At 62.2% G+C, this 25445-nt stretch carries 22 protein-coding genes, 1 tRNA gene and 1 pseudogene; 12 read left to right on the top strand and 12 right to left on the bottom strand.

The annotated features are described in order from the left end of the window. Nucleotides 1-53: 53 nt before the first annotated feature. Together PGB28_RS15080 and PGB28_RS15075 are read left to right on the top strand one after the other, a co-directional pair. Nucleotides 54-965: pseudogene (locus PGB28_RS15080) on the top strand (3-keto-5-aminohexanoate cleavage protein); the annotation flags it as partial. Between the two features lie 184 nt (nucleotides 966-1149). Next, nucleotides 1150-2592, top strand: coding sequence for a carnitine 3-dehydrogenase (locus PGB28_RS15075; RefSeq protein WP_271422351.1), 1443 nt, complete (start codon nucleotides 1150-1152; stop codon nucleotides 2590-2592). On the opposite strand, the gene arsB is transcribed toward PGB28_RS15075, so the two are convergent. From arsB to pdxH, 6 genes are all read right to left on the bottom strand, one after another. Next, nucleotides 2589-3626 (bottom strand): ACR3 family arsenite efflux transporter, encoded by a 1038-nt coding sequence (gene arsB / locus PGB28_RS15070; protein ID WP_271422350.1) that lies wholly within the window; start codon nucleotides 3624-3626, stop codon nucleotides 2589-2591. The two genes, PGB28_RS15075 and arsB, sit on opposite strands and share 4 nt — an antisense overlap. A 249-nt stretch (nucleotides 3627-3875) precedes the next feature. Further along, a complete protein-coding gene (locus PGB28_RS15065; RefSeq protein ID WP_271422349.1) occupies nucleotides 3876-7535 on the bottom strand; it encodes a vitamin B12-dependent ribonucleotide reductase in 3660 nt (1219 codons plus the stop codon). Between the two features lie 609 nt (nucleotides 7536-8144). Continuing rightward, nucleotides 8145-8221: transfer RNA gene (locus PGB28_RS15060), tRNA-Pro, on the bottom strand. Between the two features lie 93 nt (nucleotides 8222-8314). Then, a complete protein-coding gene (locus tag PGB28_RS15055) occupies nucleotides 8315-8809 on the bottom strand; it encodes a DUF192 domain-containing protein (RefSeq protein ID WP_271422348.1) in 495 nt (164 codons plus the stop codon). Continuing rightward, nucleotides 8782-9312, bottom strand: a complete 531-nt coding sequence (locus PGB28_RS15050) for a cold-shock protein (RefSeq protein WP_271422347.1) — start codon at nucleotides 9310-9312, stop codon at nucleotides 8782-8784. Before PGB28_RS15050 ends, PGB28_RS15055 begins: the two co-directional genes overlap by 28 nt. A gap of 110 nt (nucleotides 9313-9422) precedes the next feature. Then, the gene (gene pdxH, locus PGB28_RS15045) at nucleotides 9423-10028 is read right to left on the bottom strand and encodes a pyridoxamine 5'-phosphate oxidase (protein WP_271422346.1); all 606 of its coding nucleotides are present in this window, start codon (nucleotides 10026-10028) and stop codon (nucleotides 9423-9425) included. 136 nt (nucleotides 10029-10164) lie between these two features. On the opposite strand from pdxH, the gene fabI reads away from it, so the two are divergent. From fabI to trpE, 6 genes are all read left to right on the top strand, one after another. Beyond that, nucleotides 10165-10971: an enoyl-ACP reductase FabI gene (gene fabI / locus PGB28_RS15040; RefSeq protein WP_271422345.1), complete on the top strand. Its 807-nt coding sequence runs from the start codon at nucleotides 10165-10167 to the stop codon at nucleotides 10969-10971. 4 nt (nucleotides 10972-10975) lie between these two features. Continuing rightward, nucleotides 10976-11581, top strand: coding sequence for a LysE family translocator (locus tag PGB28_RS15035; protein ID WP_271422344.1), 606 nt, complete (start codon nucleotides 10976-10978; stop codon nucleotides 11579-11581). A gap of 28 nt (nucleotides 11582-11609) precedes the next feature. Continuing rightward, entirely contained in the window at nucleotides 11610-12134 is a 525-nt protein-coding gene (gene gpt, locus PGB28_RS15030) for a xanthine phosphoribosyltransferase (protein ID WP_271422343.1), read from the top strand. Between the two features lie 91 nt (nucleotides 12135-12225). Next, nucleotides 12226-13419, top strand: a complete 1194-nt coding sequence (locus PGB28_RS15025) for an aminotransferase (RefSeq protein ID WP_271422342.1) — start codon at nucleotides 12226-12228, stop codon at nucleotides 13417-13419. Between the two features lie 48 nt (nucleotides 13420-13467). After that, nucleotides 13468-15312 carry a peptidylprolyl isomerase gene (locus PGB28_RS15020; RefSeq protein ID WP_271422341.1) on the top strand — a complete coding sequence of 615 codons (1845 nt, stop codon included), beginning with the start codon at nucleotides 13468-13470 and terminating at the stop codon, nucleotides 15310-15312. 12 nt (nucleotides 15313-15324) lie between these two features. Then, nucleotides 15325-16836: an anthranilate synthase component I gene (trpE, locus tag PGB28_RS15015; protein ID WP_271422340.1), complete on the top strand. Its 1512-nt coding sequence runs from the start codon at nucleotides 15325-15327 to the stop codon at nucleotides 16834-16836. A gap of 104 nt (nucleotides 16837-16940) precedes the next feature. On the opposite strand, the gene PGB28_RS15010 is transcribed toward trpE, so the two are convergent. Further along, nucleotides 16941-17831, bottom strand: coding sequence for an AraC family transcriptional regulator (locus tag PGB28_RS15010; RefSeq protein WP_271422339.1), 891 nt, complete (start codon nucleotides 17829-17831; stop codon nucleotides 16941-16943). A gap of 164 nt (nucleotides 17832-17995) precedes the next feature. Between PGB28_RS15010 and PGB28_RS15005 the strand changes: the two genes are divergently transcribed. Continuing rightward, nucleotides 17996-18808 carry an SDR family oxidoreductase gene (locus PGB28_RS15005; protein ID WP_271422338.1) on the top strand — a complete coding sequence of 271 codons (813 nt, stop codon included), beginning with the start codon at nucleotides 17996-17998 and terminating at the stop codon, nucleotides 18806-18808. Between the two features lie 36 nt (nucleotides 18809-18844). Here PGB28_RS15005 and PGB28_RS15000 read toward each other — a convergent pair whose 3' ends face one another. The 5 genes from PGB28_RS15000 to dusA form a co-directional block, all read right to left on the bottom strand. After that, nucleotides 18845-19654, bottom strand: a complete 810-nt coding sequence (locus PGB28_RS15000) for a DUF2189 domain-containing protein (RefSeq protein ID WP_271422337.1) — start codon at nucleotides 19652-19654, stop codon at nucleotides 18845-18847. A gap of 106 nt (nucleotides 19655-19760) precedes the next feature. Further along, nucleotides 19761-20303, bottom strand: a complete 543-nt coding sequence (locus PGB28_RS14995; protein WP_271422336.1) for an NUDIX hydrolase — start codon at nucleotides 20301-20303, stop codon at nucleotides 19761-19763. A 77-nt stretch (nucleotides 20304-20380) separates the two neighbouring features. Then, a complete protein-coding gene (gene ndk / locus PGB28_RS14990) occupies nucleotides 20381-20803 on the bottom strand; it encodes a nucleoside-diphosphate kinase (RefSeq protein WP_271422335.1) in 423 nt (140 codons plus the stop codon). A gap of 142 nt (nucleotides 20804-20945) precedes the next feature. Further along, nucleotides 20946-22379: an amidase gene (locus PGB28_RS14985; protein WP_271422334.1), complete on the bottom strand. Its 1434-nt coding sequence runs from the start codon at nucleotides 22377-22379 to the stop codon at nucleotides 20946-20948. Between the two features lie 33 nt (nucleotides 22380-22412). Further along, the gene (gene dusA, locus PGB28_RS14980) at nucleotides 22413-23408 is read right to left on the bottom strand and encodes a tRNA dihydrouridine(20/20a) synthase DusA (RefSeq protein WP_271422333.1); all 996 of its coding nucleotides are present in this window, start codon (nucleotides 23406-23408) and stop codon (nucleotides 22413-22415) included. Nucleotides 23409-23860: 452 nt separating this feature from the next. Between dusA and PGB28_RS14975 the strand changes: the two genes are divergently transcribed. The 3 genes from PGB28_RS14975 to PGB28_RS14965 all read left to right on the top strand — a co-directional run bounded on the left by PGB28_RS14975 (nucleotide 23861) and on the right by PGB28_RS14965 (nucleotide 25115). Beyond that, a complete protein-coding gene (locus tag PGB28_RS14975; protein WP_271422332.1) occupies nucleotides 23861-24088 on the top strand; it encodes a hypothetical protein in 228 nt (75 codons plus the stop codon). A gap of 22 nt (nucleotides 24089-24110) precedes the next feature. After that, nucleotides 24111-24371 carry a hypothetical protein gene (locus PGB28_RS14970; RefSeq protein ID WP_271422331.1) on the top strand — a complete coding sequence of 87 codons (261 nt, stop codon included), beginning with the start codon at nucleotides 24111-24113 and terminating at the stop codon, nucleotides 24369-24371. Nucleotides 24372-24776: 405 nt separating this feature from the next. Next, the gene (locus PGB28_RS14965; protein ID WP_271422330.1) at nucleotides 24777-25115 is read left to right on the top strand and encodes a DUF736 domain-containing protein; all 339 of its coding nucleotides are present in this window, start codon (nucleotides 24777-24779) and stop codon (nucleotides 25113-25115) included. Nucleotides 25116-25445 lie beyond the last annotated feature (330 nt).

Raw genomic sequence — 25445 nt, 5'->3', positions numbered from 1 at the left:
AGCCATGCGCCCCGGCTTTGGTCACTCTCCCGGCAGATACGAGGGAGACAACCATGCCACTTGCCATGAACCGCGAGGTTTTCATCACCTGTGCCGTGACCGGATCTGGCGGCACGCAGGACCGAAGCCCGCATGTGCCGCGCTCTCCCAAGGAGATCGCCGACAGCGCCATTGACGCGGCCAAGGCCGGGGCCGCCATCGTGCATTGCCATGTGCGCGATCCCGAGACCGGCGCGCCCTCGCGCAGGCTGGATTATTACCGCGAGGTGACCGACCGCATCCGCGACGCAGAAGTGGACGTGGTGCTGAACCTCACCGCCGGGATGGGCGGCGACATCACCTTTGGCTCGACCGAGGCCCCCCTGCCCGTCAACGCCGCCGGAACCGACATGATCGGCGCGGCGGAGCGCGTGGCGCATGTGGCAGACTGCCTGCCGGAGATCTGCACGCTGGATTGCGGTACGATGAATTTTGCCGAGGCCGATTACGTGATGACCAACACGCCCGGCATGTTGCGCGCAATGGGCACGATGATGACCGAATTGGGCGTCAAGGCCGAGATCGAGGCCTTTGACACCGGCCATCTGTGGTTTGCCAAGCAACTGGTGGCGGAGGGCGTGCTGGACGATCCGGCGCTGGTGCAGCTCTGCATGGGCGTGCCCTGGGGCGCGCCAGATGATCTCAACACCTTCATGGCGATGGTCAATAACGTGCCAGAGTCGTGGACCTTTTCGGCCTTTTCGCTGGGCCGCAACCAGATGGCCTATGCCGCCGCCGCGGTGCTGGCGGGCGGCAATGTGCGCGTCGGGCTTGAGGACAACCTGTGGCTCGACAAGGGCGTGCTGGCCACCAATGCGCAATTGGTGGAGCGCGCCGTGGGCGTAGTTGAGGGCATGGGCGCGCGTGTGATCGGACCCGAGGCCGTACGCGAGAAACTGGGCCTAACCAAACGCGCGCCGGGTGCCGGAACTATGCAATTCTCCTCATCCAATTCGAAGAAGGTTTGCCCGGTGTGCGGTCACGAGTTCCAAGGCAATGGGTGGGATGGGATCGACGCACATTGGCGCTCCAAGCATGAAGAAATCATGCCCTACGAAGAGGCTTGGCCTCTCCTAAAGAACAACCAGTATCCAGGAAAGCCTAGTTGACATGAAAGCAGCAATTATCGGCGGTGGCGTGATCGGCGGCGGCTGGGCCGCGCGGTTCCTGCTCAATGGCTGGGATGTGGACGTGTTCGACCCCGACCCCGAGGCCGAGCGCAAGATCGGCGCGGTGCTGGACAATGCGCGCGCCTCGCTGCCCGCGCTTTATGATGTGGCGCTGCCCGCCGAGGGGACATTGCGCTTTGTCCCGACGATTGCAGAGGCGGTCAAAGATGCGCTGTGGATACAGGAAAGCGTTCCGGAACGTCTGGACGCGAAACACAGCGTTTACAAAGAGATACAGACCCATGCAGATGTGGATGCCCTTGTGGGCTCCTCTACGTCAGGCTTCAAACCCTCCGAGTTGCAACAAGGTGCCGCGCGGCCAGAACAGATCTTTGTCGCGCATCCGTTCAACCCGGTTTACCTCCTGCCGCTGATCGAGTTGGTCCCTTCGCCAGAGACCGCCCCCGGCGTCATCGAAAGGGCCCGTGACACGCTCACCGGGATTGGCATGAAGCCTTTGATTATCCGTAAGGAAATCGACGCCCATGTCGCCGACCGGTTCCTTGAAGCCGTCTGGCGCGAGGCGCTGTGGCTGGTCAAGGACGGGATCGCCACAACCGAAGAGATCGATGACGCGATCCGCTATGGCTTTGGCCTGCGTTGGGGACAGATGGGGCTGTTCGAGACCTACCGCATCGCGGGCGGTGAAGCGGGCATGAAGCATTTCTTGGCCCAATTCGGCCCCTGTCTGGAATGGCCTTGGACCAAGCTGATGGATGTGCCGGAATATAATGACGAACTCGTGGACCTGATCGCCGGGCAATCCGACGCGCAATCTGGGCATATGTCGATCCGCGAGTTGGAGCGGCTGCGCGATCAGAACCTTGTCGGCATGATCCGCGCGCTGAAAAAGACCGGATCGGCCGCCGGGGGCACCGTGACCGCGCATGAAAAAACGCTTGTGAAAGAAGAGGTTGCGGACCTGCCCGTGACCGTGGACCGGGTCGTGCCGCCCACATGGACCGACTATAACGGCCATATGAACGAGACCCATTACCTTGAGGTTGGCGCACAGGCCACGGACCGGTTCATGGAACTGATCGGCGCGGATGCGGACTATATCGCGGGCGGGCTGAGCTATTTCACGGTGGAAACCCATATCCGGCATCTGGACGAGGTCAAAGCTGGGGAACGCATGAAGGTCGAGACGCAAGTTATTGCTGGGAAGGGAAAAAAGCTGCATCTTTTCCACTTGCTCTACGGTGGCGCGGATGGGCGTCTGGCGGCGACGGTGGAAACATTCCTCCTGCATGTGGACCTGACCACCCGCGCCAGCGCACCGCCCACGGCGGAGGTAGAGGCAAAACTGGTGAGGTTTGCCGAGGCCCATGCCGCCCTGCCTACGCCGGAAGGTCTGGGCCGGGCCATTGGCCAGAGAGGTTAGGAGAACCGCGCCCGTGTGCGGTTGGCAAAAGCCACGAGCGACAGCATCACCGGCACCTCGACCAGCACGCCCACCACGGTGGCCAGCGCCGCGCCGGAATTCAAACCGAACAAGCTGATCGCCACGGCGACGGCCAGTTCAAAGAAATTCGACGTGCCGATCATGGCGCACGGCGCGGCGACGCGATGCGGCACGCGGGCCAGATAGGCCGCGCCATAGGCCAGGGCGAAGATGCCATAGCTCTGGATCAGGATCGGCACGGCGATCAGCGCGATCACCATGGGTTTTTCAAGGATCACAGAGCCTTGCAGACCAAAGAGGATCATCACCGTCACGATCAGACCGCCCATGGAAAGCGGGTTGATCCGGTCCGAGAACGCCTTGATCGCGTCCTCTGACCCCAGCACCCGCCGCGTGATCAACCCCGCAATAAGCGGCAAAACCACGTAAAGCACCGTGGCCAGCACCAGCGTCTCCCACGGCACGGAAATATTCGTCACGCCCAGAAGCAACGCCACGATGGGCGCGAAAGCCACCACCATGATCAGGTCATTCACCGAGACCTGCACCAGCGTATAGGTCGCGTCCCCACGCGTGAGCTGTGACCAGACAAAGACCATCGCCGTGCAGGGCGCGGCCCCGAGCAGTATCAGCCCGGCAATATATTGCCCCGCATCCTGCGGCATGATCCAGGGCGCAAAGATCACATCAAAGAACAGCACCGCCAGAAAGGCCATGGTGAAGGGCTTGATCAACCAGTTGACCGCCAGCGTGATCAACAGCCCCTTGGGCTGGCGCGCCACACCCGCGACCGCCTTGAAATCCACATTGACCATCATCGGATAGACCATGGCCCAGATCAGCACCGCCACCACAAGGTTGATCGACGCCACCTCGGCCCCGGCAATCGCCTGCACCAGCCCCGGCGCGAATTGCCCAATGACAATCCCGGCGATCATCGCCAACGCCACCCAGAGCGTGAGATAGCGGGCAAACAGGCCCATCGGCGCGGCGGCTTGGCTGGCGTCAGTCATTTTTGGCTACCCTTGGCTTTCAATCGCGGCGAGGCTTGCCAGAGCCATCGCGCAAGGTCAAAGAAAAAGGGGCGCCGCAGAGGCGCCCCAGGTCTCACAAATCAGGCTCATCGTTACACCGCTCGGAATATTTTCTGCCTGCGGCCTGATTTATGTCAGGGGCGAGCGCACCCGCCCCGGAGCTCGGTCTGTTCAGCGCCAAATCTCTTCGAAGAGATTTGCAAATTCCTTGGAAGGAATTTGTTGCGCTTAGCTACACCCGCTGGTCGCCCCACAGGTGTTGCACTTCATGCAGGTGCCGTTGCGCACCAGCGTGTAGTTACCGCAATCGCCACAGGGATCGCCCTCGTAGCCCTGCATCTTGGCCTTGGTGCGGGCGTCCATGGACACCGTCCCGCTGGCCACGGCTGTGGTCGTCGTCACCGTGGCGGCGGCCGCTCCGCCGGTGGCCGTTTCCGGGACCAGCGTCTGGAGCGCGCTGACCGGATCCGAGCCCTGACCGCCGCGCAGCACAACAAGCTCCTGCGGCAGACGTTTACGGAGATAACCGGTCGAGCTGATCTGTTTCAGCACTGCCAGCGATTTCGTGGCGGCGGATTCGCTCACCTCGGTGACGTTCGAGAGCCCCTCTTCGACACCGCGGCCCAGATCATCAAAGCTGGCGCCTTCGGGCTTCACATGGGCAAGGTCGGTGCGGTCCAGATAGGACACCGCCAGTTCCCGGAAGATATAGTCGAGGATCGAGGTGGCATTCTTGATCGAGTCGTTGCCCTGCACCATGCCCGCAGGCTCGAACTTGGTGAAGGTGAAGGCATCGACGAATTCCTCCAGCGGCACGCCGTATTGCAGGCCCACCGAGACGGCGATGGCGAAGTTGTTCATCATCGCGCGGAAGCCAGCGCCTTCCTTGTGCATGTCGATAAAGATCTCGCCCAGCGAGCCGTCGGCATATTCACCGGTGCGCAGGTACACCTTGTGCCCGCCAACGATGGCCTTTTGCGTATAGCCCTTGCGGCGCTCCGGCATCTTTTCGCGGTGGGATTTGACGATCTCCTTGACCACGATCTTTTCGACGATTTTCTCGGCCAGCACGGCGGCTTTTTCGTGGGTCGAACCGGATTCGAGCACCTCTGCGGCCTCGTCATCATCCTCGACCAGCGCGGCGGCCAGGGGCTGCGAGAGTTTCGAGCCGTCACGGTAAAGCGCGTTGGCCTTGACCCCCATTTCCCAAGAGCGCTCGTAAGCGGCCTGACAATCCTCGATCGTCGCATCATTGGGCATGTTGATCGTCTTGGAGATCGCGCCCGAGATGAAGCTCTGTGCCGCCGCCATCATGTCGATATGGCTGTTCACCGACAGGAAGCGCTTGCCCTTTTTCCCGCAGGGATTGGCGCAATCGAAGATGTGGTAATGCGCCTCTTTCAGGTGCGGCGCACCTTCCAGCGTCATGGTCCCGCAAACATGGTCATTGGCCGCGTCGATATCGGCGCGGGCATAGCCCAGATGCCGCAGCAGGTCGAAGGTGGGATCGTTCAGCTTCTCCGCCGGGATGCCCAGCACGTTCTGGCAGAACTCTTCGCCCAGCGTCCACTGGTTAAAGACAAAGCGGATGTCGAACGCCGCGCCAAGCGCGCTTTCGACCTTTTCGATCTCGTTCGTGCCAAAGCCATGACCGATCAGCGAGGTGTGGTTGATGCCCGGCGCATTGCCCAGCGTGCCGTGCCCGACCGCATAAGAGACGATCTCTTCGATCTGCGAAGAAGAGTAGCCAAGGTTTTCCAGAGCCGCAGGCACCGAGCGGTTGATGATCTTGAAATACCCGCCGCCCGCAAGCTTCTTGAACTTGACCAGAGCAAAGTCCGGCTCGATCCCGGTTGTGTCGCAATCCATCACCAGACCGATGGTGCCGGTGGGCGCAATCACCGATGTCTGCGCGTTGCGGTAGCCGTGTTTCTCGCCCAGTTCCAACGCCTCGTCCCAGGCGGATTTCGCAAGGGTAACAAGGGCTTGATCAGGGCAGTTGCCGTGATCAAGCGGCACCGGCGTCACCGAGAGCTTCTCATAGCCGTTGGTCTTGCCATAGGCCGCGTTGCGGTGGTTGCGGATGACGCGCAGCATGTGCTCGGCGTTGCGCTTGTAGCCGTCAAATGCGCCCAACTCACCGGCAATCTCGGCCGATGTGGCATAAGCCACGCCGGTCATGACGGCGGTCAGCGCACCGCACATCGCGCGACCTTCGGCACTGTCATAGCCGTAGCCCATATTCATCAGCAGGCCACCGATATTGGCGTAACCCAGACCCAGCGTGCGGAAGTCATAGCTGAGCTGCGCGATTTCCTTGGAGGGGAATTGCGCCATGGTGACCGAGATTTCCAGCGTCAGCGTCCAGAGCCGCGTCGCATGCATGTAATCCTCGGCCTGGAACTGCCCGTCCTTGTAGAAGGTCAGGAGGTTCATCGAGGCCAGGTTACAGGCCGTGTCGTCGAGGAACATGTATTCCGAGCACGGGTTCGAGCCACGGATCGCACCATCTTCGGGGCAGGTATGCCATTCATTGACGGTATCATGGTACTGGATGCCCGGATCGGCACAGGCCCAGGCCGCGTGGCCCACCTGTTCCCAGAGATCGCGTGCCTTGATGGTCTTGGCCACCTTGCCGTCGGTGCGGTTCAGCAGTGCCCAGTCCGCATCATCCTTGACTGCCTGCAGGAAGGCGTTGGTGACGCGGATCGAGTTGTTGGAGTTCTGACCGGAGACCGAAGCATAGGCCTCGCTGTCCCAGTCGGTGTCATAAGTCGGGAATTCGATGCTGTCATAGCCCTGACGCGCATAGTCCAGCACGCGCTTGATATAGGTCTCGGGGATCATCGCGGTCTTGGCGGTGCGGATCGCGCCCTTGAGCGCCTCGTTGGTCTTGGGGTCATAGGCGTCTTCCGCTGCCCCGTCCCATTTGGCAATCGCCGCGAAAATGCCGTTGAGCATCTTCTCATGCATCTTGGACCCGGCCACGATGGAGGCAACCTTCTGCTCTTCCTTGACCTTCCAGTTGATGAATTCTTCGATATCCGGGTGGTCCGCGTCACAGATCACCATCTTGGCCGCGCGGCGCGTAGTGCCGCCCGATTTGATCGCACCTGCCGCGCGGTCGCCGATCTTGAGGAAGCCCATCAGGCCCGAGGATTTGCCGCCGCCCGACAGCGCTTCGCCCTCGGCCCGCAGCGAGGAGAAGTTGGTGCCGGTGCCGGAGCCGTATTTGAACAGGCGCGCCTCGCGCACCCAGAGATCCATGATGCCGCCATCGCCGACCAGATCGTCCGCCACGGACTGGATGAAGCAGGCATGCGGCTGGGGGTGCTCATAGGCGGATTTGGAGCGGGTCAGCTTGCCGGTCTTGTAGTCCACGTAATAGTGGCCCTGAGACGGCCCATCGATGCCATAGGCCCAGTGCAGACCGGTGTTGAACCATTGCGGAGAATTCGGCGCGGCCTTCTGCGTGGCCAGCATGTAGCGCATTTCGTCGAAATAGGCACGGGCATCTTCCTCGGTCGAGAAGTAGCCGCCTTTCCAGCCCCAATAGGTCCAGGCCCCGGCAAGACGGTCAAACACCTGCTTGGACGAGGTTTCACCGGTCTTTTCGGTATTGTCGTTGGCAGGGACCGAGCGCCACAGGAATTCCGGCACGTCCTTTTCGCGGACCTTTTTCATTTCCACCGGCACACCCGCCTTGCGGAAATATTTCTGCGCGATCACGTCGCTGGCGACCTGGCTCCACGAGGCCGGAACCTCGACGTCGTCAAGACGGAACACGATGGTGCCATCGGGATTGCGGATCTCCGATGCAGTGGTCACGAAGTCGATCTCTGCGTATGCGTCCTGCCCTGTCTTCGTGAAGCGTCTTTCGATTTTCATGTGCCTAGCCTCTTTGACCGATATGCCGCGGCGCGTCCTGCGCCATAAAAATGTTCAACACGAACCTATCCCCAGCCGCCCTTGGACACCGCCAAAGACAGGGCAGCACCGGACAGGTTCCGGTTGCGTTTTCGGGCCGCAGATAGCCCATCTGTTGAATTAGGTTCTTGTCCGTCCCCTTGCGCTGCTTTCCACTACATCTTGTGTGCGTTCTACAGCGCCCCCACAATCTGGCGTATACACACCTACAGGGTCAACGGCTTTTTTTAGGATTATTTGAACACCAAGGACTTGACCGGGGTCCCGGTAAGGAGACGGTGATTCATTCGTTAATATCCCCGATTTTGCTCACATGGCGATATCGCGAATTTTCGATGTATTCCGGCCAGTTTAGCCCCGGGATTTGAAGATTTGCGTGAACTTATCCACATGCTGCATTTGCAGCATAAATCGTGCAGCGCAGCATGCGCCAAACTACATGTTGTGGCCATTTCCCCACGGCTATCGACCTGTGCCCCACGCAAAGCGATTCTGCGACGTAGGGGAAAGCACGCGCGGGACCACCTGCGCGCCACCAGATATAGGCCAGATATAGGTATGTGAGGAAAGTGGTCGGGGCGGCGAGATTCGAACTCACGACCCCCTGTACCCAAAACAGGTGCGCTACCAGACTGCGCTACGCCCCGACCGTGAGCGCAGGTCATACTGATCTCCGCGCCGGTGTGAAAGCCCAAATTTATGCTCGGGATAAATTTCCCTGTCCGCCGCCCCGCCCCGGCCTAGCAGGGCCAGGCCGCGCGCGCTTGCGGCAGACCGGGATGGCGCACCACGGTGCCGGGACGAATGCCCAGTTTCCGCGCCAGACCGCCGTTGATCTCCAGCACCGCGCGGATCGGCCCGTCGCTGTTGATCCCGGTCAGATCATGGGGCTGGGCGTTGGAATGGACCTTGTGAACGATGCCGCGCGCATTGATGAAAATCATGTCGAGCGGGATGAGGGTGTTCTTCATCCAGAACCCCGCCTCGCGCGTGACGGCATAGATGAAGAGCATGCCCGCATCCTCGGCCAGCTCCGTCCGGTGCATGAGCCCACGCGCCCGGCTCTGCATGGTGTCGGCAATCTCGACTGTGAAGCTGACAGTGCCAAACGGAGCACGCAGGTCAATCCGGTCTGCCCTGCAGTCGGACGCCCGCGCCGCAGACCCCCACACGCCCGCCGCAGACACGGCAAGCGTCAGGCACAGAATCAACTGGAGCGCAGCGCGCTTTCCCATGGAGCCACCTCTACCGCCATCCGGCCGCGCTTGCCCTCGATCGAGCGCAGGGCCAGCGCTTCACCGGATTGCACATCGGCCAGGCCGGAACGGCGCAGCACCTCGACATGCAGGAACACGTCTTCCGGCTTACCAAAGACATTGGCGAAACCAAAACCTTTTGCCTTGTCGAACCATTTTACCCGTGCCGGTTCCAGCGGCGCGGCGGCAATGACCTCAGGGGCCACTTCCTCGAAATCGGCCAGCGGCGGGCTGCCATCGCCCTCGGGCGGCACCACCTCCACGACGGCCACCGCCTGAATGCCACGCGCGGTTTCCTGCACATCGATCACAACCTGCGCGCCATCGGCAATCGAGCTTTGCCCGAAGTTGCGCAGCACGTTCGAATGCAAAAGAATATCCGGCCCGCCCTCATCCGCGATCACAAAGCCAAAGCCCTTGAGCGGATCAAACCATTTCACCCGCCCGCGGATGCGTCTTTGATTGTCTGTCTGTTGTTCCAAAGCAAACTCTGCTCTTTCTCATCCCGCTTTCACTTGCAATCAAGACGGGGGGGAACGCAACCCGGCAAACCCAGTTTTTATGCCTTTTTGCATTTCACGTTACGGGAAATTCAGGGGTTCAACCGTGTTTGACTCCAACCCGCGTCAGAACTTGACCGCCGCCAGACAAACCGGTCATGCAACCGAAACGCGCCATCGGCCCAGAACTCAATCTCGATAGGTGTAATGCGCCACCCGCCCCAGAAAGGCGGGCGCTCGGGCTCGGTCCCTTTGAGCGCGGTGACCTTGGCCACCTCGGCCATCAGCGCCGCACGCGACGACAGTGGCTGTGACTGCTTTGACGCCCATGCCCCCAGCCTGCTCTTGAGCGAGCGGGACTTGTAATAGGCATCGGCCAGAGGCCCGTCTTCGCGGGTCACATGGCCCCGCACCCGGATCTGGCGGCGCAGGCTTTTCCAATGCATAACAAAGGACGCCTTGCCTGTGGCTTCGATTTCCTGGCTCTTGGCACTGTCGTAATTGGTGTAGAAGACAAAGGCATTGTCCTCGATCTCCTTGAGCAGCACCATGCGGGTATTGGGCATACCATCGGCATCCACCGTCGAGAGCGCAATCGCGTTGGGATCGTTGATTTCACTGGCTTCCGCCTCTTTCAGCCAGGCACGCGCGATGGCAAAGGGATCGTCCCCGGCAAAAATTCCTGTGCGGTCCGACATGGTGGCTTCCTTTTTTGATCAAATTTGCCGAATTGCCGCGCGTGGCGCAACACTGACCTCAGGTGACCGCGCCCTTGATGCGGGGGAACGGATGCCATAAAGCCATGTTAACTTACAGATGGGCAGAGGTTGCTGGATGTCAAATACACTTATGGCCGGAAAACGGGGCCTTATCATGGGCCTTGCCAATGACAAGAGCATCGCCTGGGGCATTGCCAGGGCCTGTGCCGATGCTGGCGCTGAACTGGCGTTCTCTTATCAGGGTGAAGCGCTGATGAAGCGGGTGGGTCCGCTGGCCGAACGGCTGGGCAGTGATTTCGTCCTGCCCTGTGATGTGAATGACGAATCCAGCATCGACGCGCTCTTCGCCGCGATCACGGAGCGCTGGGGCGAGATTGACTTTGTCGTGCATGCGATTGGTTTTTCGGATAAAAACGAGCTGCGCGGTCGCTACGTGGACACCACGCGCGGCAATTTCGCGATGACCATGGACATCTCGGTCTATTCCTTCACCGCTGTCATGCAACGCGCGGAAAAGCTGATGAAAGACGGCGGGTCCGCCCTGACGCTGACCTATTACGGTGCCGAACAGGTCATGCCGCATTACAACGTCATGGGCGTGGCCAAGGCGGCGCTGGAGGCAAGTGTGAAGTATCTTGCTGAAGATCTAGGCAAGGACGGCATTCGCGTCAACGCGATTTCCGCAGGCCCCATCAAGACACTGGCCGCGTCGGGCATCGGCGATTTCCGCTACATCATGAAGTGGAACGAATACAACTCGCCGCTCCGCCGCAACGTGACCATCGACGATGTGGGCAAATCGGCGCTGTACCTGCTGTCTGACCTCGGCTCCGGCGTCACCGGCGAGAACCTGCATGTGGATGCGGGCTATCACGTGGTGGGCATGAAGGCGGTGGACGCGCCCGACATCACCAAAGGCTGATCACATGGGCTGGGAGCATATCCTTGCCTTTAACCTGACGCTTCTGGCGGCGTTGGCCTCTCCGGGGCCTGCGCTGCTTCTTGCCTTGCGCACCTCGCTCGTGGCGGGTTCGGCGGCGGGGATTGCCACCGGGCTTGGGCTGGGTCTCATGGCGGCGATCTGGACCGCGCTGGCGCTTTTGGGGCTGGACGCGGTGTTCGCGCTGGTGCCCTGGGCCTATATGGTGATCAAGATCGCAGGGGCGCTGTACCTGCTCTGGATTGCATGGGGCATGTGGCGCGACGCCCATCGCCCGCTGACGGAAAGCACGCAGGTGCCGCGCGGGAAAGCCTTTCGCACCGGGTTTCTGGTCAATCTGGGCAATCCGAAATCGGTGCTCTTTGCCTCGGCGGTGCTGCTGGTGATCTTCCCGCCCGACCTGAGCCTTGCCGAAAAGGCGCTGATCGTCGGCAATCACCTGATCGTGGAATGGATCGCCTATACGCTGTTCGCCGTCGCTCTGGCCACGCGCCCGGCGCGCGACAGCTATCTGCGGCTCAAACCGGTCCTGGACCGGGTGGCCGCCGGGGTGCTGGGGCTTTTGGGTTTGCGGCTCCTGGTCAGCCGATAAGACAAGAATAACAAGGGGATGAAACGCCATGGTTGATAATCGACTGCCGCATGAAAAGGGCTTTCACGTAAGCTGGGACCAGTTGCACCGCGATGCGCGGGCGCTGGCCTGGCGGCTGCAGGGGCAAGGGCCGGATGGCGGCGCATGGCGCGCGGTTGTGGCGATCACCCGCGGCGGTATGGCCCCCGCGATGATCGTCGCGCGCGAACTGGATATCCGCACCGTCGACACGATCAGCGTCAAATCCTACCATTCCGGCGGCGGCAAGGCTGATCAGCGCCGCGAGGCGGAAGTGCTGAAATCCCCCGATGCCGGGCTGATGGGCGCAGATGGCGAGGGTATCCTGATCATCGACGATCTGGTGGACAGCGGCAAAACGCTGGAACTGGTGCGTTCGCTCTATCCCAAGGCGCATGTGGCCACGGTCTATGCCAAGCCGCAGGGACGTCCGCAGGTCGAGACGTTTATTACCGAAGTGAGCCAGGACACCTGGATTTTCTTCCCGTGGGATATGGCGCTGCAATATGTGAAACCCTATCGCGGGGAAGATTGACCGGCGGCGCGGGTTTTGAGTGAGGGAGTGAGGGGCCAGCCCCTCACACTCCCCGAGGTATTTTCAAACAGAAGAAGAACTGGATTGGGACATGGATCACCTTAGCCGCACTGCTGGAACATTTGCCCCTCCAGTGATGGAAGCGCGGCGCTGGCTGGAGGGGGTGGAATTCCCCTCGGACAGCCCGCTGATCAACGTGTCCCAGGCTGCGCCCGTCGATCCGCCGACCGAAGGCATGCGCGCGGCCATGGCCGAGGCGTTGGAACGTCCCGAGACGCATCTTTACGGCCCGGTGCTGGGCCTGCCCGATCTGCGCGAGGAAGTGGCCGCGCAGTGGCGCGGCGCTTATGGGGGGGCGATTTCACCGTCACATGTGGCGATCACCTCGGGCTGTAATCAGGCCTTTGCAGCCACCATTGCCGCGCTTTGCAGCGAGGGCGACGAGGTCATCTTGCCGGTGCCGTGGTATTTCAACCACAAGATGTGGCTGGACATGTCCGGCGTGACCACCGTTCCCCTGCCCACGGGCGAGGGCCTGATGCCCCACCCGGATGCGGCGCGCGCGCTGATCTCTGAGCGGACCCGCGCCATCGTTTTGGTCACGCCCAACAACCCCGGCGGCGTGGAATACCCCGCGGAGCTGGTGCGTGCGATGTTCGATCTGGCGCGCGACAACGATCTGGCGCTGATCGTCGATGAAACCTATCGCGATTTTCACAGCCAGAGCGGCGCGCCGCATGATCTCTTCACCGATCCGGACTGGTCCGACACGCTGATCCATCTCTACAGCTTTTCCAAGGCATACCGGCTGACCGGGCACCGCGTGGGGGCCATGGTGGCGTCTGCGGCGCGGCTGGCCGAGGCGGAGAAATTCCTTGATACCGTGGCGATCTGTCCGCCGCAGCTGGGCCAGCGCGCGGCGCTTTGGGGCATGCGCCACCTGGGCCAATGGCTGGCCGGCGAACGCGACGAAATCCTCGACCGCCGCGCCGCCATCGAAGAGGGTGTCCCGGCTCTGGCGGAAAAGGGCTGGCGGCTGTTGGGGGCCGGGGCCTATTTCGCCTGGATGGAGCATCCGTTTGACATGTCCTCGGCCGATCTCGCGCCGCTTCTGGTGCGCGAGGCGGGCGTTCTGGCCCTGCCCGGCACCATGTTCACCCCCGAGGGCGACGCCGCCGGAGCCCGCGGTTTGCGCATCGCTTTTGCCAATGTCGACCGCGCTGGAATCGGGGCGCTTTACAAACGGCTTGCCGCGCTCTCCCTGCCCCTTGCCCCTGCCCGCTGAGCCGCGTAGACACGTGCCGACGTAAAGGGTGGACCGCGAGAGGCAGGCATGGCCAAATCCAACAAAATTTCCAAGACGCTGGTCTGGATTCTCATGGGGCTTTTGTTCATCGGGCTTGCCGGGTTCGGGGCGACGAACCTCTCTGGCACGGTGCGTGTCGTGGGCAATGTCGGCGATGAACAGATCAGCGTGGATGACTATGCCCGCGAGTTGCAGCAGGAAATCCGCGCGTTCGAGGCGCAGTCCGGCCAGCCGCTGACCTTTCAGCAGGCACAGACCCTTGGTATTCCGCAGCAGGTGATCAGCCGCTTGATCACCACCGCCGCGCTGAATGGCGAGGCCGCCAACCTGGGCATTTCCGTGGGCGACGCCACCGTGGCGGAACAACTGCGCGAGATCTCCGCCTTTCAGGGCATCAACGGCGATTTCGACCGCGAGGCGTACCGTTTTGCTCTCCAGAATGCAGGTCTGAGCGAGGCGGAGTTCGAAGAAGACCTGCGCCAGGAAAGCGCCCGCACGCTGTTGCAGGCGGCGATCGTTTCGGGCAACCCCATGCCGGATGTCTACGGCGAAACGCTGCTGAACTACATTGGCGAAACCCGTGATTTCACCTGGGCGCAGCTGGGCGCGGATATGCTGGAGGACCAGATCCCCGCCGCCACCGAGGCACAGCTTGCTGAATTCCACGAGGCCAATATCGCCGACTACACCCTGCCCGAGCAGCGCGACATCACCTATGCCTGGGTCACGCCCGAAATGCTGATCGACACGGTCGAGGTGGACGAGGCGGCGATGCGCGAAGCTTATGAAGAACAATCCGACCGTTTCAACCAGCCCGAGCGCCGTCTTGTCGAGCGTCTGGTGATGCCCGACAGTGCCGCCGCCGAGGCCGCGAAAGCCGATATCGAAACCGGCACCCGCAGCTTTGAGGAGGTGGTCGCCGAGCGTGGGCTGGAGCTGGCCGACATCGACATGGGCGATGTGTCCCGCGCCGATTTGGGTGAAGCCGCCGATGCGGTCTTTGCCGCAGAGGTCAACCAGGTAGTTGGCCCCTTCCCCACCGATCTGGGCCCGGCGCTGTTCCGTGTGAACGGCATCCTGCCCGCGTTGGAAACACCCTTTGAAGAGGCCGAGCCGGTGCTGCGCGAGCAACTGGCACAGGACCGTGCGCGCCGCGTGATCGACGCGATGCTGGGCGATGTGGATGACCTTCTGGCCGGGGGCGCGACGCTGGAGGAACTGGCCGCCGAAACGGAAATGGAACTTGGTCAGATCAACTGGTCCCGTGACAATGACGATGGCATCGCGGGCTATGACGCGTTCCGCGATGCGGCGGCAGCGGTCAGCGAAGACGACTACCCCGAGGTCGAGGAACTGGGCGATGGCGGCATCTTTGCCATCCGCCTGAACGGAGTGAACGCCCCGCGCCCTCAAACACTGGACGAGGTACGCGTGCAGGTCGAGGCCGACTGGCTTCGGGCCAAGACCGAAACCCGGCTGGTCGCCAAGGCTGAAGAGATCGCCGCAGAGCTGGGCGAAGGCAAGACCTTCGAGGGTCTGGGCCTGCGCCCGAACGTGCAGCGCGGCCAGACCCGCAACGGCTTTCTGCCCGGCCTGCCCGCCGATGCGCTGCGACGCATCTTTGCGATGGACGCCCCCGGCGTCATCACCCTGCCCCATGACGGCGCGGCGGTGGTGATCCGGCTGGAGCAGATCGAAGAGCCCGATTTCGACAGCGAGGAAAGCAAGGCGGTCCTGACCGCCGTGGAGCAACAGGTGTCGGGCGGCTTGTCCACCGACATGTTCCAGGCGCTGGCGCGCGATATCCAGTCCCGCGTCGGCATCGGCATCGACCAGCAGGCGCTCAACGCCGTGCACGCGAATTTTCAGTAAGGACAGCGCAAGATGGCCCTGACCCCCGGTTTTGAGGATTTTGCCAAGGGCTATGCCGAAGGCAAGAACCAGGTCGTGTATATGCGGCTGGCCGCCGATCTGGACACGCCTGTGTCGCTCATGCTCAAGCTGACCGGCGCGGCGCGCGATGCCTTCATGCTTGAATCGGTCACCGGCGGCGAGGTGCGCGGGCGCTACTCCATCGTCGGCATGAAGCCCGATCTGATCTGGAAATGCCACGGCACCGAGGCGCGGCTGAACCGCGAGGCGCGATTTGATGGCGAGGCGTTTGAGCTGCAGGACGCCGATCCGCTGAGCTCGCTCCGCGCGGTGATCGAGGAAAGCCATATCGACCTGCCCGCTGATCTGCCGCAGGCGGCGGCGGGGCTGTTCGGCTATCTGGGCTATGACATGATCCGGCTGGTCGAGCATCTGCCCGATGTGAACCCCGATCCGCTGGGCCTGCCCGATGCGGTGATGTTGCGGCCTTCGGTGGTGGCGGTTCTGGACGGGGTCAAGGGCGAGGTGACCGTGGTCTCCCCCGCCTGGGTGAGCGACGGGCAATCGGCCAAGGCCGCCTATGCCCAGGCCGCCGAGCGCGTGATGGACGCGGTGCGCGATCTGGAACGCGCGCTGCCCACGGAAAGCCGCGATCTGGGCGATGTGGCGCAGATCGGCGCGCCGGTGTCGAACTTTACCAAGACCGGATTCATGGACGCGGTGGAAAAGGCCAAGGATTACATCCGCGCGGGCGACATCTTTCAGGTGGTGCCCTCGCAGCGCTGGACACAGGATTTCCCGCTGCCGCCCTTTGCGCTCTATCGCTCACTGCGGCGCACCAACCCGTCGCCTTTCATGTTCTATTTCAATTTCGGCGGCTTTCAGGTTGTGGGCGCCTCGCCCGAGATCCTCGTTCGCGTCTTTGGCCGCGAGGTGACAATCCGCCCGGTCGCGGGTACCCGCCCGCGCGGCGCCACGCCGGAACAGGATGACGCCTATGAGGCAGACCTGCTGGCCGATAAGAAGGAACTGGCGGAACATCTGATGCTGCTCGATCTGGGGCGCAACGATACGGGCCGCGTGTCCAAGATCGGCACCGTGCGCCCGACCGAGGAATTCATTGTCGAGCGCTATTCTCATGTCATGCATATCGTGTCCAACGTGGTGGGCGAGCTGAGCGAGGATCACGACGCGCTGTCCGCCTTCCTTGCCGGGATGCCCGCGGGCACCGTGTCCGGCGCGCCCAAGGTGCGTGCCATGGAGATCATCGACGAGCTGGAACCGGAGAAACGCGGGCTTTACGCGGGCGGCGTCGGCTATTTCAGCGCCGGCGGCGATATGGACATGTGCATCGCGCTGCGCACGGCGGTGGTCAAGGACGAGAAGCTCTATATTCAGGCGGGCGCGGGCATCGTCTATGACAGTGACCCGGAATCCGAGTATCAGGAAACCGTCAGCAAATCCCGCGCCATCCGCGCCGCGGCTGAGGAAGCAGGGCGTTTTGCCGGGGGCCGGAACGGCTGATTGCCGAACCTTGTTGCTGTCAGTCTCAGTGACAGGGTCGTGGCGCAGATCTGCTTGGCTCTCGGTTGGCGGCAAGCTCTGCCCGGTCGGGACGCCCTAACGGATTACCCAACCGCCAGTGCCTTGCGCTCATGTCGGGGCGAGTGCCCGAATTTCCGGGAATACTCCCGGGAAAACTGGGCCGGGCTTTCGTAGCCGACGGCAAAGGCGATCTCGGACACTTTTGCACCGGACGTCCGAAGCGCATCGCGCGCATGCAGGAGCCGCAGGTCTTTCTGGTATTGCAGCGGCGATGTCCCGGTCACCGCTTTGAATTGCTCGAAAAAGGCTGAACTGCTCATGCCGACGCTGCGCGCAAGCTCCTTGACAATGATCGTTCTCGAAAGATGGGCTTTGATGTCTTGCGTGGCCTGTGAAATGCGGCTTGCGGTGCTTTCATGCCACAGCAGTCTGCAAAGCGTGTCGCCATGGGGACCCAACAGCAACCGGGCGTGGATTTCTCTGGCGGTGATCGGAGCCAGCAGACGAAGCGCCGCGTCTGTTTCGCATTGCTCTAAATAGCGGTCCAAAGCATCGGTGATCCCGTCATCCGTCTCTGCACAATGAATCGAGAAGGCATCCGACGCCCGGGTATCCGTTGGCGGCACCGCTTTGGGTGCCAGCGAGCGAACCAGATCCAGATCGAGCGGGAAAACCAGAGCGACATATGGAGCCTCAGGGGCCGCTTCGGTAATCCGTGAGAGCACCGGCAAGGTGTGGCTGACAATCAGCGATTGCCCTGCCCGCACGGGCAAGGTCTTGGCGCTCGTCCCGACCTCTTTGGCCCCTTGCAGTATGAGACACAGCAACGGGCGATAGACGGTTGCGCCCTGTCCCGTCGGGGACATGTGGCGCAGAAGATGAACTCCGCTTGTCTCATGATGCAGCGCGCCCTCCCGCACCCCCGAATGATCAAGGATCGACGACACCCGGTCCCGCAGTGTTTGTGTTGTCATGCCCTGTTCCCTTGCGCATCGCAGGCAGCTCTACCACTCCGGTGAGCCAAAATTTATCAAAATACGCAAATTCAGGAGGAATATACAAGTAAACTGGACAATTCGATAAGATTTCCAAGATTATCCGGAATATTGTGCCAGAAACTGAGATCAGGGAGCAACCTATGAAGACCATAATGATCACGGGGGCGTCTTCCGGCATCGGCGCAGCAACAGCACGGCATTTTCAGGAAAACGGTTGGAACGTGATAGCCACGATGCGCGACCCTTCCAAGGGCAACGCGCTTGCCGCGCTGGATAATCTGGCGGTTGTTGCGCTTGATGTGACCGATCCCGCGACAATTCCGGCAGCCGTTGAAAATGGCATGGAACGGTTCGGACAGATCGATGTGCTGATGAACAACGCGGGTTACGGTGCATATGGGGCGCTCGAAGCATTTTCCATGGAGCGCATCCGGCGCCAGTTCGACACAAATGTCATCGGACTTCTGGAGGTGACCAAGGCGGTACTGCCGCATATGCGCGCGGCCCGTTCTGGCACGATCATCAACATCTCGTCCATCGGCGGCCAGATCACCTTTCCCCTCGGTACGCTGTATCACGGCACGAAGTTCGCCGTCGAAGGGCTGTCAGAGGCGTTGCATTACGAGCTTGAGCCGCTTGGCATCCGGGTCCGGATCGTCCAACCCGGCATGATCAAAACCAATTTTGGTGGAAGCTCGTTTGATTTCGCGATGGACGAAAGCCTTGCAGATTATGCGCCCACCGCAGACGGCATGGGCCGTGTGTTTGGCAAGCTGGCATCAGACCCTTCGGCGCCTGAAGCGGTGGCCGAAGTCATCTGGGAGGCCGCACATGAAACCGGTGATCGCCTGCGATTTCGGGCCGGAGCGGACGCGGTGCGCCTTCTGGACGACCGGAAACGTCAGGATGATGCAACCTTTATCAACGGGATCAAGGACCTGATGCGTGGCTGAGGCTGACTTGGCGTCGGGAAACCGGTCGACGGGCCGTCACAGCTGCTGTGCAACCGCGACCGGATCGCCCTTCATACCGCCCTCCTTCATCTGATCATAAAGATGCCAGGTCGCATGCCCCAGCCAGGGCAGTACAATGAACAGCCCCAGAAACGCGGGCACCATTGCCACAAATGTCAACCCAGCCACCAGCACCGCCCAGGCCAGCATTGGCACAGGTGATCCTGTCACCGCCTGAAAGCTCACGATCATCGAGGTGACGAAATCCACCTCGCGGTCCAGCAGCATCGGCAGGCCGATCACCGTGATGTTGAAAATGAGCAGCGCGAAACCCGCGCCGATTGCCGTGCCCACCGCCAGCATCGTCAGGCCATTCGCGGTCAGGTAGACGTCGAACGAGCTTGAGATATTGGTCATCGTGGCATGGCCCAGAAACAGCGCAAAGATCATATGCGCGATGAAGAACCAGAACAGAAAGATGATCACGATCACCGCGCAGATCGACGGCAATTGCCGCGAACGCTGGTTGAAGATCACATTCATCACCGCACCGGCATCAACAGGTCGCCCTTGCTGCAGCCGCCGGGAAATGTCGTAGAACCCCACCGCCGCAAACGGCCCGAGCAGCGGAAAGCCCACCGCCGCGAAGACCAGCCAATAGGTCTGGCCCGTGGCGACGGTGATCCATGCCATGATCCAGCCCAGCGCCACGTAAAACCCGGCAAAGACCAGATCCAGCGCCATGGCCTTGCGAAAATCGGCCCAGCCACGGGCCAGCGCTGTTGTCAGCATGTCAAAGCGCGCAGGCACCAGCGGCGGTGCGCCGATCTCGGATGGGGTATTCATATTGATCTCCTTGCATGTATGGAACCGACCGCAGCGGCACAAATCAAGGAGAATAAAAAGCGTATCAAAGAGGTATGTTTAGATCTTCGCGCCCGCGCAACGCGCGTTACAACTTCATGCGGGCAAAGGCCCAGGCCGCCGCCATATGGGTGATGGCAAAGCGCTCGGTTCCCAGCGCACCATCCAGCGTCTCGGGGCTGGCAAAGCTCACTTCCATGTCTTCAAGATCGCCGGGATCGGCCTCGGCCACTTTCTCGCACTCCAGCGCAAGGAAATAGCTGCCCGAGCAGCCGCGCTGATTGCCGTTGTCGACATAGGACCCCAGCGGGATCATGGCCCCCGCGCGGTAGCCCGTTTCTTCCATCAACTCGCGCCGACCGGCGGTCTCGGCCTCTTCGTCGGGATCGACAAAGCCACCGGGAAAGGTGATGGAGACCTTGCGCGGGCCGTGCTTGTACTGCTCAAGGATCAGCACACGCCCGTCGGGCGTCATCGGCACCACGGCCACGAAGGGACGCAAATGCACCTGATAGAAATCATCCACCACCTGGCCACCGGGCAGTTCCACCACTTCGCGCGCGATCCGCAGATAAGGCGCGGCCTCGAAAACAGTGGTTTCCTCAATCGTTTTCCAGTGGCGGCGTGTCATGGGGCCTCGCATCTGCTGACAAAAAGCCGCCCCGGATCGCGGAGCGGCTTTGATGTTTTCGTCCCGTCCGGCGGTGTTTAGCCGACCAGTTCCAGACCGGAGAAGAAATAGGCGATCTCGACCGCCGCGGTGTCCGGTGCGTCGGAGCCGTGGACCGAGTTTTCGCCAACGGATTCAGCGAACTCGGCGCGGATCGTGCCGGGGGCCGCATCGGCGGGGTTGGTGGCACCCATCACTTCGCGGTTCTTTGCAATTGCGCCTTCACCTTCAAGCACCTGCACCACAACCGGGGCGGAGGCCATGAATTCACACAGCTCGTCATAGAACGGACGACCGGCATGCACTTCGTAGAACTTGCCCGCTTGCGCCTTGGTCAGTTGGATGCGCTTTTGTGCGACGATGCGCAGGCCCGCATCTTCGAACTTGGCGTTGATCTTGCCGGTCAGGTTGCGGTTGGTTGCGTCGGGTTTGATGATGGAAAGCGTGCGTTCGGTGGCCATTGCCGTCACTCCTTTAAAAGAACCGGGGCCGCCCCGGTCTGCATGTTTGATCCGCGCCCCGATAACACGGGCCATCCCCCTTGGAAAGAGGCTCTGTGCCGTGCTGTGGACCTTGTGTGGCGGGGCATGCATCCGGGCCTGTTCAGCCCTGTGGCCCCTTGCCCGGCCCCTCTCTTGGCACAGCCGGAACCCGCGCCGTCCAGTCCTGCGCGCCGTGCCAGAGCTGCCCGATCTGCAACAGCCGCCCGTCGCTGCCCTTTGGCCCGAAAACCTGCAACCCGTGCGGCAGGCCCGCATCACCAAACCCGGCGGGCAGCGCGAGACAGGGCAACCCGATCAGGCTCACCGGGATCACCACCTCCATCCAGCGGTGATAGCTGTCCATCGTGGTCCCGTCGATCTCTTTCGGCCAGTCCCACTCGGCCGGGAACGGCCAGAGCTGGGTCGCGGGCAGAACCAACGCGTCGAACCGCTCAAACAGCGCCACGGTCTTGCGGAACCAGTCCGAGCGGATCGCGCTTGCCCGATGGACCTCCATGGCGCTGAGGCCCAGCCCACGTTCGATTTCCCAGATCGCCTCGGGTTTGAGCATCTCGGGCCGGGTGCGATAGAGCGGCTCGAGCTTGGCCGCCACGGCCCAGGACCGCAGGGTGATCCAGCTGTTCCAGAGGGCGGCGGCGGAAAACGGCGGGTCCAAAGTCTCGGCATCGCATCCCAGCGCTTCGAAATGGTGCACCGCCGTCGCGCTTGCGGTGCGCAAACACGGCTCCATGGCATAGGCCCCGCCCCAATCGCCCAGCCAACCGATACGCATGGGACCTGGTGCGTCCTCCAGCCCCGGCAAGGTTGGCGGCGCGCTGCACGCAAAGGGCTGGTTCGGATCCGGGCCCGACTGCGTATCCAGCAATGCCGCCAGATCGCGCGGACAGCGCGCCATCGGGCCCAGTGTGGACAGGCTGTGCAGAAAGGCATCGCCCTCCGGCTCGGACGGGATGCGGCCCCATGTGGGGCGGAACCCATAGACATTGTTCCACGCCGCCGGGTTGCGCAGCGAACCCATCATGTCGGACCCGTCGGCGATGGAGACCATGCGCGCCGCCAGCGCCGCCCCTGCCCCGCCCGACGATCCCCCCGCAGAGCGCGTCAGGTCCCAGGGGTTGCGGGTCACGCCAAAGACCGGGTTATAGCTGTGCGAGCCAAGGCCGAATTCCGGCGTGTTGGTCTTGCCGATGACAATCGCACCTGCCGCGCGCATCCGGGCCACCATGATGTCATCGCGTTTGGCCACGGTCCCCGCCAGCGCGGGCGATCCCATCGACGTGGGCAATCCGGCGGCATTGGCCAGATCCTTGACCGCCAGCGGCAGCCCGTGCATCCAGCCGCGCGGTTCCGCGGCATCGGCGGCACGTGCCTCGGCCAGAAGTGTCTCTTCGTCCCGCAGCGACACGATGGCATTGACGGAAGGGTTAACCGACCCGATCCGGGCCAGCGTGGCGCGCATCAGCTCTTCTGCGCTCAACTCACGCGTTGCAATGGCACGGCTCAGGTCCAGCGCATTGGTGTTCAGGATGTCCAAACCGGCCCTCCCACATGTTTCAGGCCCGACCTGTCAGGAAGCCTCGGCCAGCGCCGTCACCGCGTCAAGCGCCTCTTCCACCAGCGCCCAATCGGCGCCGGCGCGCGTGGCCCCCTCGGACAGGATACGCCGCCAGTGCCGCGCGCCGGGACGCCCGGCAAAGAGACCCAGCATGTGCCGCGTGATCTGGTGCAGCTTGCCGCCCGCGTCCAGATGCGTCTCGATATAGGGCCGCATGGCGCGCACCACGTCGCCGGGATGTTCCGCCGGGTTGTCGCTGCCGAAAATCCGCGCATCCGCCGCGCCCAGAATATCCCAGGGCTGGTGATAGGCCGCCCGCCCGATCATCACCCCGTCCAGCCCGCCCTCAAGGAAGGCCCGCGCCTGATCCAGCGAGGTGATGCCGCCATTGACCGACAGATGCAGATCGGGAAAGCGCGCCTTCATCTCCAACACCAGCGGATAATCCAGCGGCGGGATATCGCGGTTTTCCTTGGGCGACAGCCCCTGAAGCCACGCCTTTCGCGCATGGATCGCAATCCGTGTGACCCCCGCATCGCGCATCTGCGCAATGAAATCGGGCAGCACCTCTGCCGGGTCCTGATCGTCCACGCCGATGCGGCACTTCACGGTCACCTCGGTCTTGACCGCATCCTGCATCGCCCGGCAGCAGCGCGCCACAAGACCCGGGTCCTTCATCAGCACCGCGCCAAAGGTGCCCGATTGCACCCGGTCGCTGGGACAGCCGACATTGAGGTTGATCTCGTCATAGCCCGCCTCCGCCCCGATCCGCGCCGCCTCGGCCAGCTCTGCCGGGTCCGAGCCACCAAGCTGCAAGGCAACGGGATGTTCCTCGGGCGAGTAATCCAGCAAATGCAGCGCCCCGCCTCGCACCAGCGCGGGCGCGGTCACCATCTCGGTATAAAGCAATGTCTCACGACTGATGAGCCGGTGCAGATACCGGCAATGCCGGTCGGTCCAGTCCATCATTGGGGCTGTAGACAATCTAGCATGTTGATTTATTTGCATTTTTTGTGTATCTTCAAACTGTTAGCTTTGGGCTCTGCTACGCTGGAATACGCCCCAATATCCCCGAATTTGCCCCTCTACGACGACTCATTGCACACACAGCGCACACGAAAATGGTATCCATCACCTAGCTCCCCTCCGGAGCCTACCGGGTCCAGATCAGACGAAAGGGTGGCTCACGCGAGCGAGACGTTCCCCTGCCGCGACGACGCCCATCGTTGGGCCCGCCAGGCGGAGACCCGGGTGGATCAGGGGCTGGCGCCGAACAAGTCGTCCGTTGCCCGCCTCCAGACCTTTGGCGACCTCATCGATCTTCATATAACCGATATGTACGAGGTAGGGAAACCGCCGCGTCGCGAGCCAAGGCCGCCACGCTCACGACGCTCAAGCGCGATCTCGGCAAGGAGAAGATCGGGCACCTCGATCGGCAGAAGCTTATCGACTACGGGAAAATGCGCGCGGAGCAAGGTGCGGGCCCGGTCACTCTCGGGATCGACATCGGCGTGATCAAGATGATCATCACACATGCGGCGGCTGTGCACGGCCTCGAAATCTCTCCGGAACCCGTCGATCTGGCGCGCGTGGCGCTCAAACGTCTCGGCCTGATCGGCAAGGGCACAGAGCGGGATCTGTCGCCCTACCACGGACGAGCTGAACCGCCATTTCCGTTGCTTCGATGACAACGAACGCCTGACCCTGCCGATGACACGCATCGTGAAGTTCGCGGTGGCCACGGCCACGGCCATGCGGCTCGACGAAATCTGCCGCGTCGAATGGACCGATCTCGACGTCGATCGCCGGATGCTCATGATCCGCGACCGAAAAGACCCACGCAACAAGACCGGCAACGACCAGCGGATGCCGCTTTTCGCTGCCACCGGCTTCGACGCCTGGCCCCGGTCGCGCACTTGGAAAACCGGCATACCGAAGATCACGGCAAACAAACACGGACACGTTGAGTGAGGGCAATTCCGGAGTAGCGAGGCACGTCCAGGACATGCGCCGTTTCCGCCTGCACGCCATAGCCTGTCTTTGCACGACGCATGCAGCCGGGATGTTGCGCGGTCCAAAGGTAGCCTGTCATCTCCCCTTCCATGGCATGGCACCACGCGTCCCTTGCGAGCCTCTCTGCGGCTGATCTGACCGGGATCGGCTGACGCCTCGACCGCCTAGGCCGCAACGGCCGGTCCGGACTTTCTTCCCCTGGCGGATGCCCGCCATTCCTCGCGCTGCAAGAAAGACCGGCCTTGCCGCCCTCCGCTGGCGCTGCGTGCCGCAGGGGCTGCGTCGGCGGATCGCCCCGGTCCTGACGATCGCCATCGAGGCCGCGAAGGGCGCGGGCTCGGACAAGCCAAAAGGAGATATGACATGGCCACCATCGGAACCTTCAAGAAGACCGGCAGCGAATACGTCGGAGAAATTGTCACCCTCAGCGTTCAGGCGAAAGCCGTCCGCATCGTCCCCGAGGACAGCACCCCGAACTACAACGCCCCCTCCCACCGAGTCTTCGTCGGCCGTGCCGAGATCGGCGCCGCCTGGTCCAAGCGCTCGACCGAGGGCCGCGACTACCTGAGTCTCAAGCTCGACGACCCGAGCTTCACCCAGCCAATCTACGCCAACCTCTTCGACGACACGGTGATCGAAGGCGGCGAAGAGACCTTTAGCCTCATCTGGTCGCGCCCCAACACCCGCCGCAACGGCGACTGACAGCAGACGATCCCGCCCGGGGTCACCGGGCCGGGTTACCTTTACTCAGCTTGTGCTGACCGCGAGCGACTCGCGGTTATACTTGACCGCAACGGGTTCGGCCCTGTCCTGCCATTCAAGGGGTGGCGCATCGCTGCGCCGCAGCTTCGCCGAACCGGACGTCCGAGTAGGTCTGCAGCAATATCGACTGGCCGAGGTCGGCAGTGCGCAGCTAGGTGTTTGATCCCACGGTTTGATGGTGTGATTTTTTCTCAGGAATTGAAGGAAGCATTATGGGACAAGTTCGTCACGGGAGCGCCACGACCACGTACGCCGTCAGAGCTGCAATAC

Origin of the sequence: Primorskyibacter aestuariivivens (genome assembly GCF_028023675.1) — a bacterium.
In the GTDB taxonomy this organism is placed as follows: Bacteria; Pseudomonadota; Alphaproteobacteria; order Rhodobacterales; family Rhodobacteraceae; genus Marinovum; species Marinovum aestuariivivens.
The sequence above is the reverse complement of the archived record's forward strand: the minus strand, read 5'-3'. Positions and strand labels throughout refer to the sequence as shown.

What these genes read in the sequence shown, in the direction of transcription:
- gpt (WP_271422343.1), top strand. Translation starts at nt 11,610, where the DNA reads ATGGTTGATAATCGACTGCCGCATGAAAAGGGCTTTCACGTAAGCTGG.
- pdxH (WP_271422346.1), bottom strand. Translation starts at nt 10,028, where the DNA reads ATGTCGGACCGCACAGGAATTTTTGCCGGGGACGATCCCTTTGCCATC.
- PGB28_RS14970 (WP_271422331.1), top strand. Translation starts at nt 24,111, where the DNA reads ATGACACGCATCGTGAAGTTCGCGGTGGCCACGGCCACGGCCATGCGG.
- PGB28_RS15055 (WP_271422348.1), bottom strand. Translation starts at nt 8,809, where the DNA reads ATGGGAAAGCGCGCTGCGCTCCAGTTGATTCTGTGCCTGACGCTTGCC.
- PGB28_RS15035 (WP_271422344.1), top strand. Translation starts at nt 10,976, where the DNA reads ATGGGCTGGGAGCATATCCTTGCCTTTAACCTGACGCTTCTGGCGGCG.
- ndk (WP_271422335.1), bottom strand. Translation starts at nt 20,803, where the DNA reads ATGGCCACCGAACGCACGCTTTCCATCATCAAACCCGACGCAACCAAC.
- PGB28_RS15020 (WP_271422341.1), top strand. Translation starts at nt 13,468, where the DNA reads ATGGCCAAATCCAACAAAATTTCCAAGACGCTGGTCTGGATTCTCATG.
- PGB28_RS15025 (WP_271422342.1), top strand. Translation starts at nt 12,226, where the DNA reads ATGGATCACCTTAGCCGCACTGCTGGAACATTTGCCCCTCCAGTGATG.
- fabI (WP_271422345.1), top strand. Translation starts at nt 10,165, where the DNA reads ATGTCAAATACACTTATGGCCGGAAAACGGGGCCTTATCATGGGCCTT.
- PGB28_RS15075 (WP_271422351.1), top strand. Translation starts at nt 1,150, where the DNA reads ATGAAAGCAGCAATTATCGGCGGTGGCGTGATCGGCGGCGGCTGGGCC.
- arsB (WP_271422350.1), bottom strand. Translation starts at nt 3,626, where the DNA reads ATGACTGACGCCAGCCAAGCCGCCGCGCCGATGGGCCTGTTTGCCCGC.
- PGB28_RS15000 (WP_271422337.1), bottom strand. Translation starts at nt 19,654, where the DNA reads ATGAATACCCCATCCGAGATCGGCGCACCGCCGCTGGTGCCTGCGCGC.
- PGB28_RS14975 (WP_271422332.1), top strand. Translation starts at nt 23,861, where the DNA reads ATGCGCGCGGAGCAAGGTGCGGGCCCGGTCACTCTCGGGATCGACATC.
- PGB28_RS15005 (WP_271422338.1), top strand. Translation starts at nt 17,996, where the DNA reads ATGAAGACCATAATGATCACGGGGGCGTCTTCCGGCATCGGCGCAGCA.
- dusA (WP_271422333.1), bottom strand. Translation starts at nt 23,408, where the DNA reads ATGCAAATAAATCAACATGCTAGATTGTCTACAGCCCCAATGATGGAC.
- trpE (WP_271422340.1), top strand. Translation starts at nt 15,325, where the DNA reads ATGGCCCTGACCCCCGGTTTTGAGGATTTTGCCAAGGGCTATGCCGAA.
- PGB28_RS15065 (WP_271422349.1), bottom strand. Translation starts at nt 7,535, where the DNA reads ATGAAAATCGAAAGACGCTTCACGAAGACAGGGCAGGACGCATACGCA.
- PGB28_RS15010 (WP_271422339.1), bottom strand. Translation starts at nt 17,831, where the DNA reads ATGACAACACAAACACTGCGGGACCGGGTGTCGTCGATCCTTGATCAT.
- PGB28_RS14965 (WP_271422330.1), top strand. Translation starts at nt 24,777, where the DNA reads ATGGCCACCATCGGAACCTTCAAGAAGACCGGCAGCGAATACGTCGGA.
- PGB28_RS14995 (WP_271422336.1), bottom strand. Translation starts at nt 20,303, where the DNA reads ATGACACGCCGCCACTGGAAAACGATTGAGGAAACCACTGTTTTCGAG.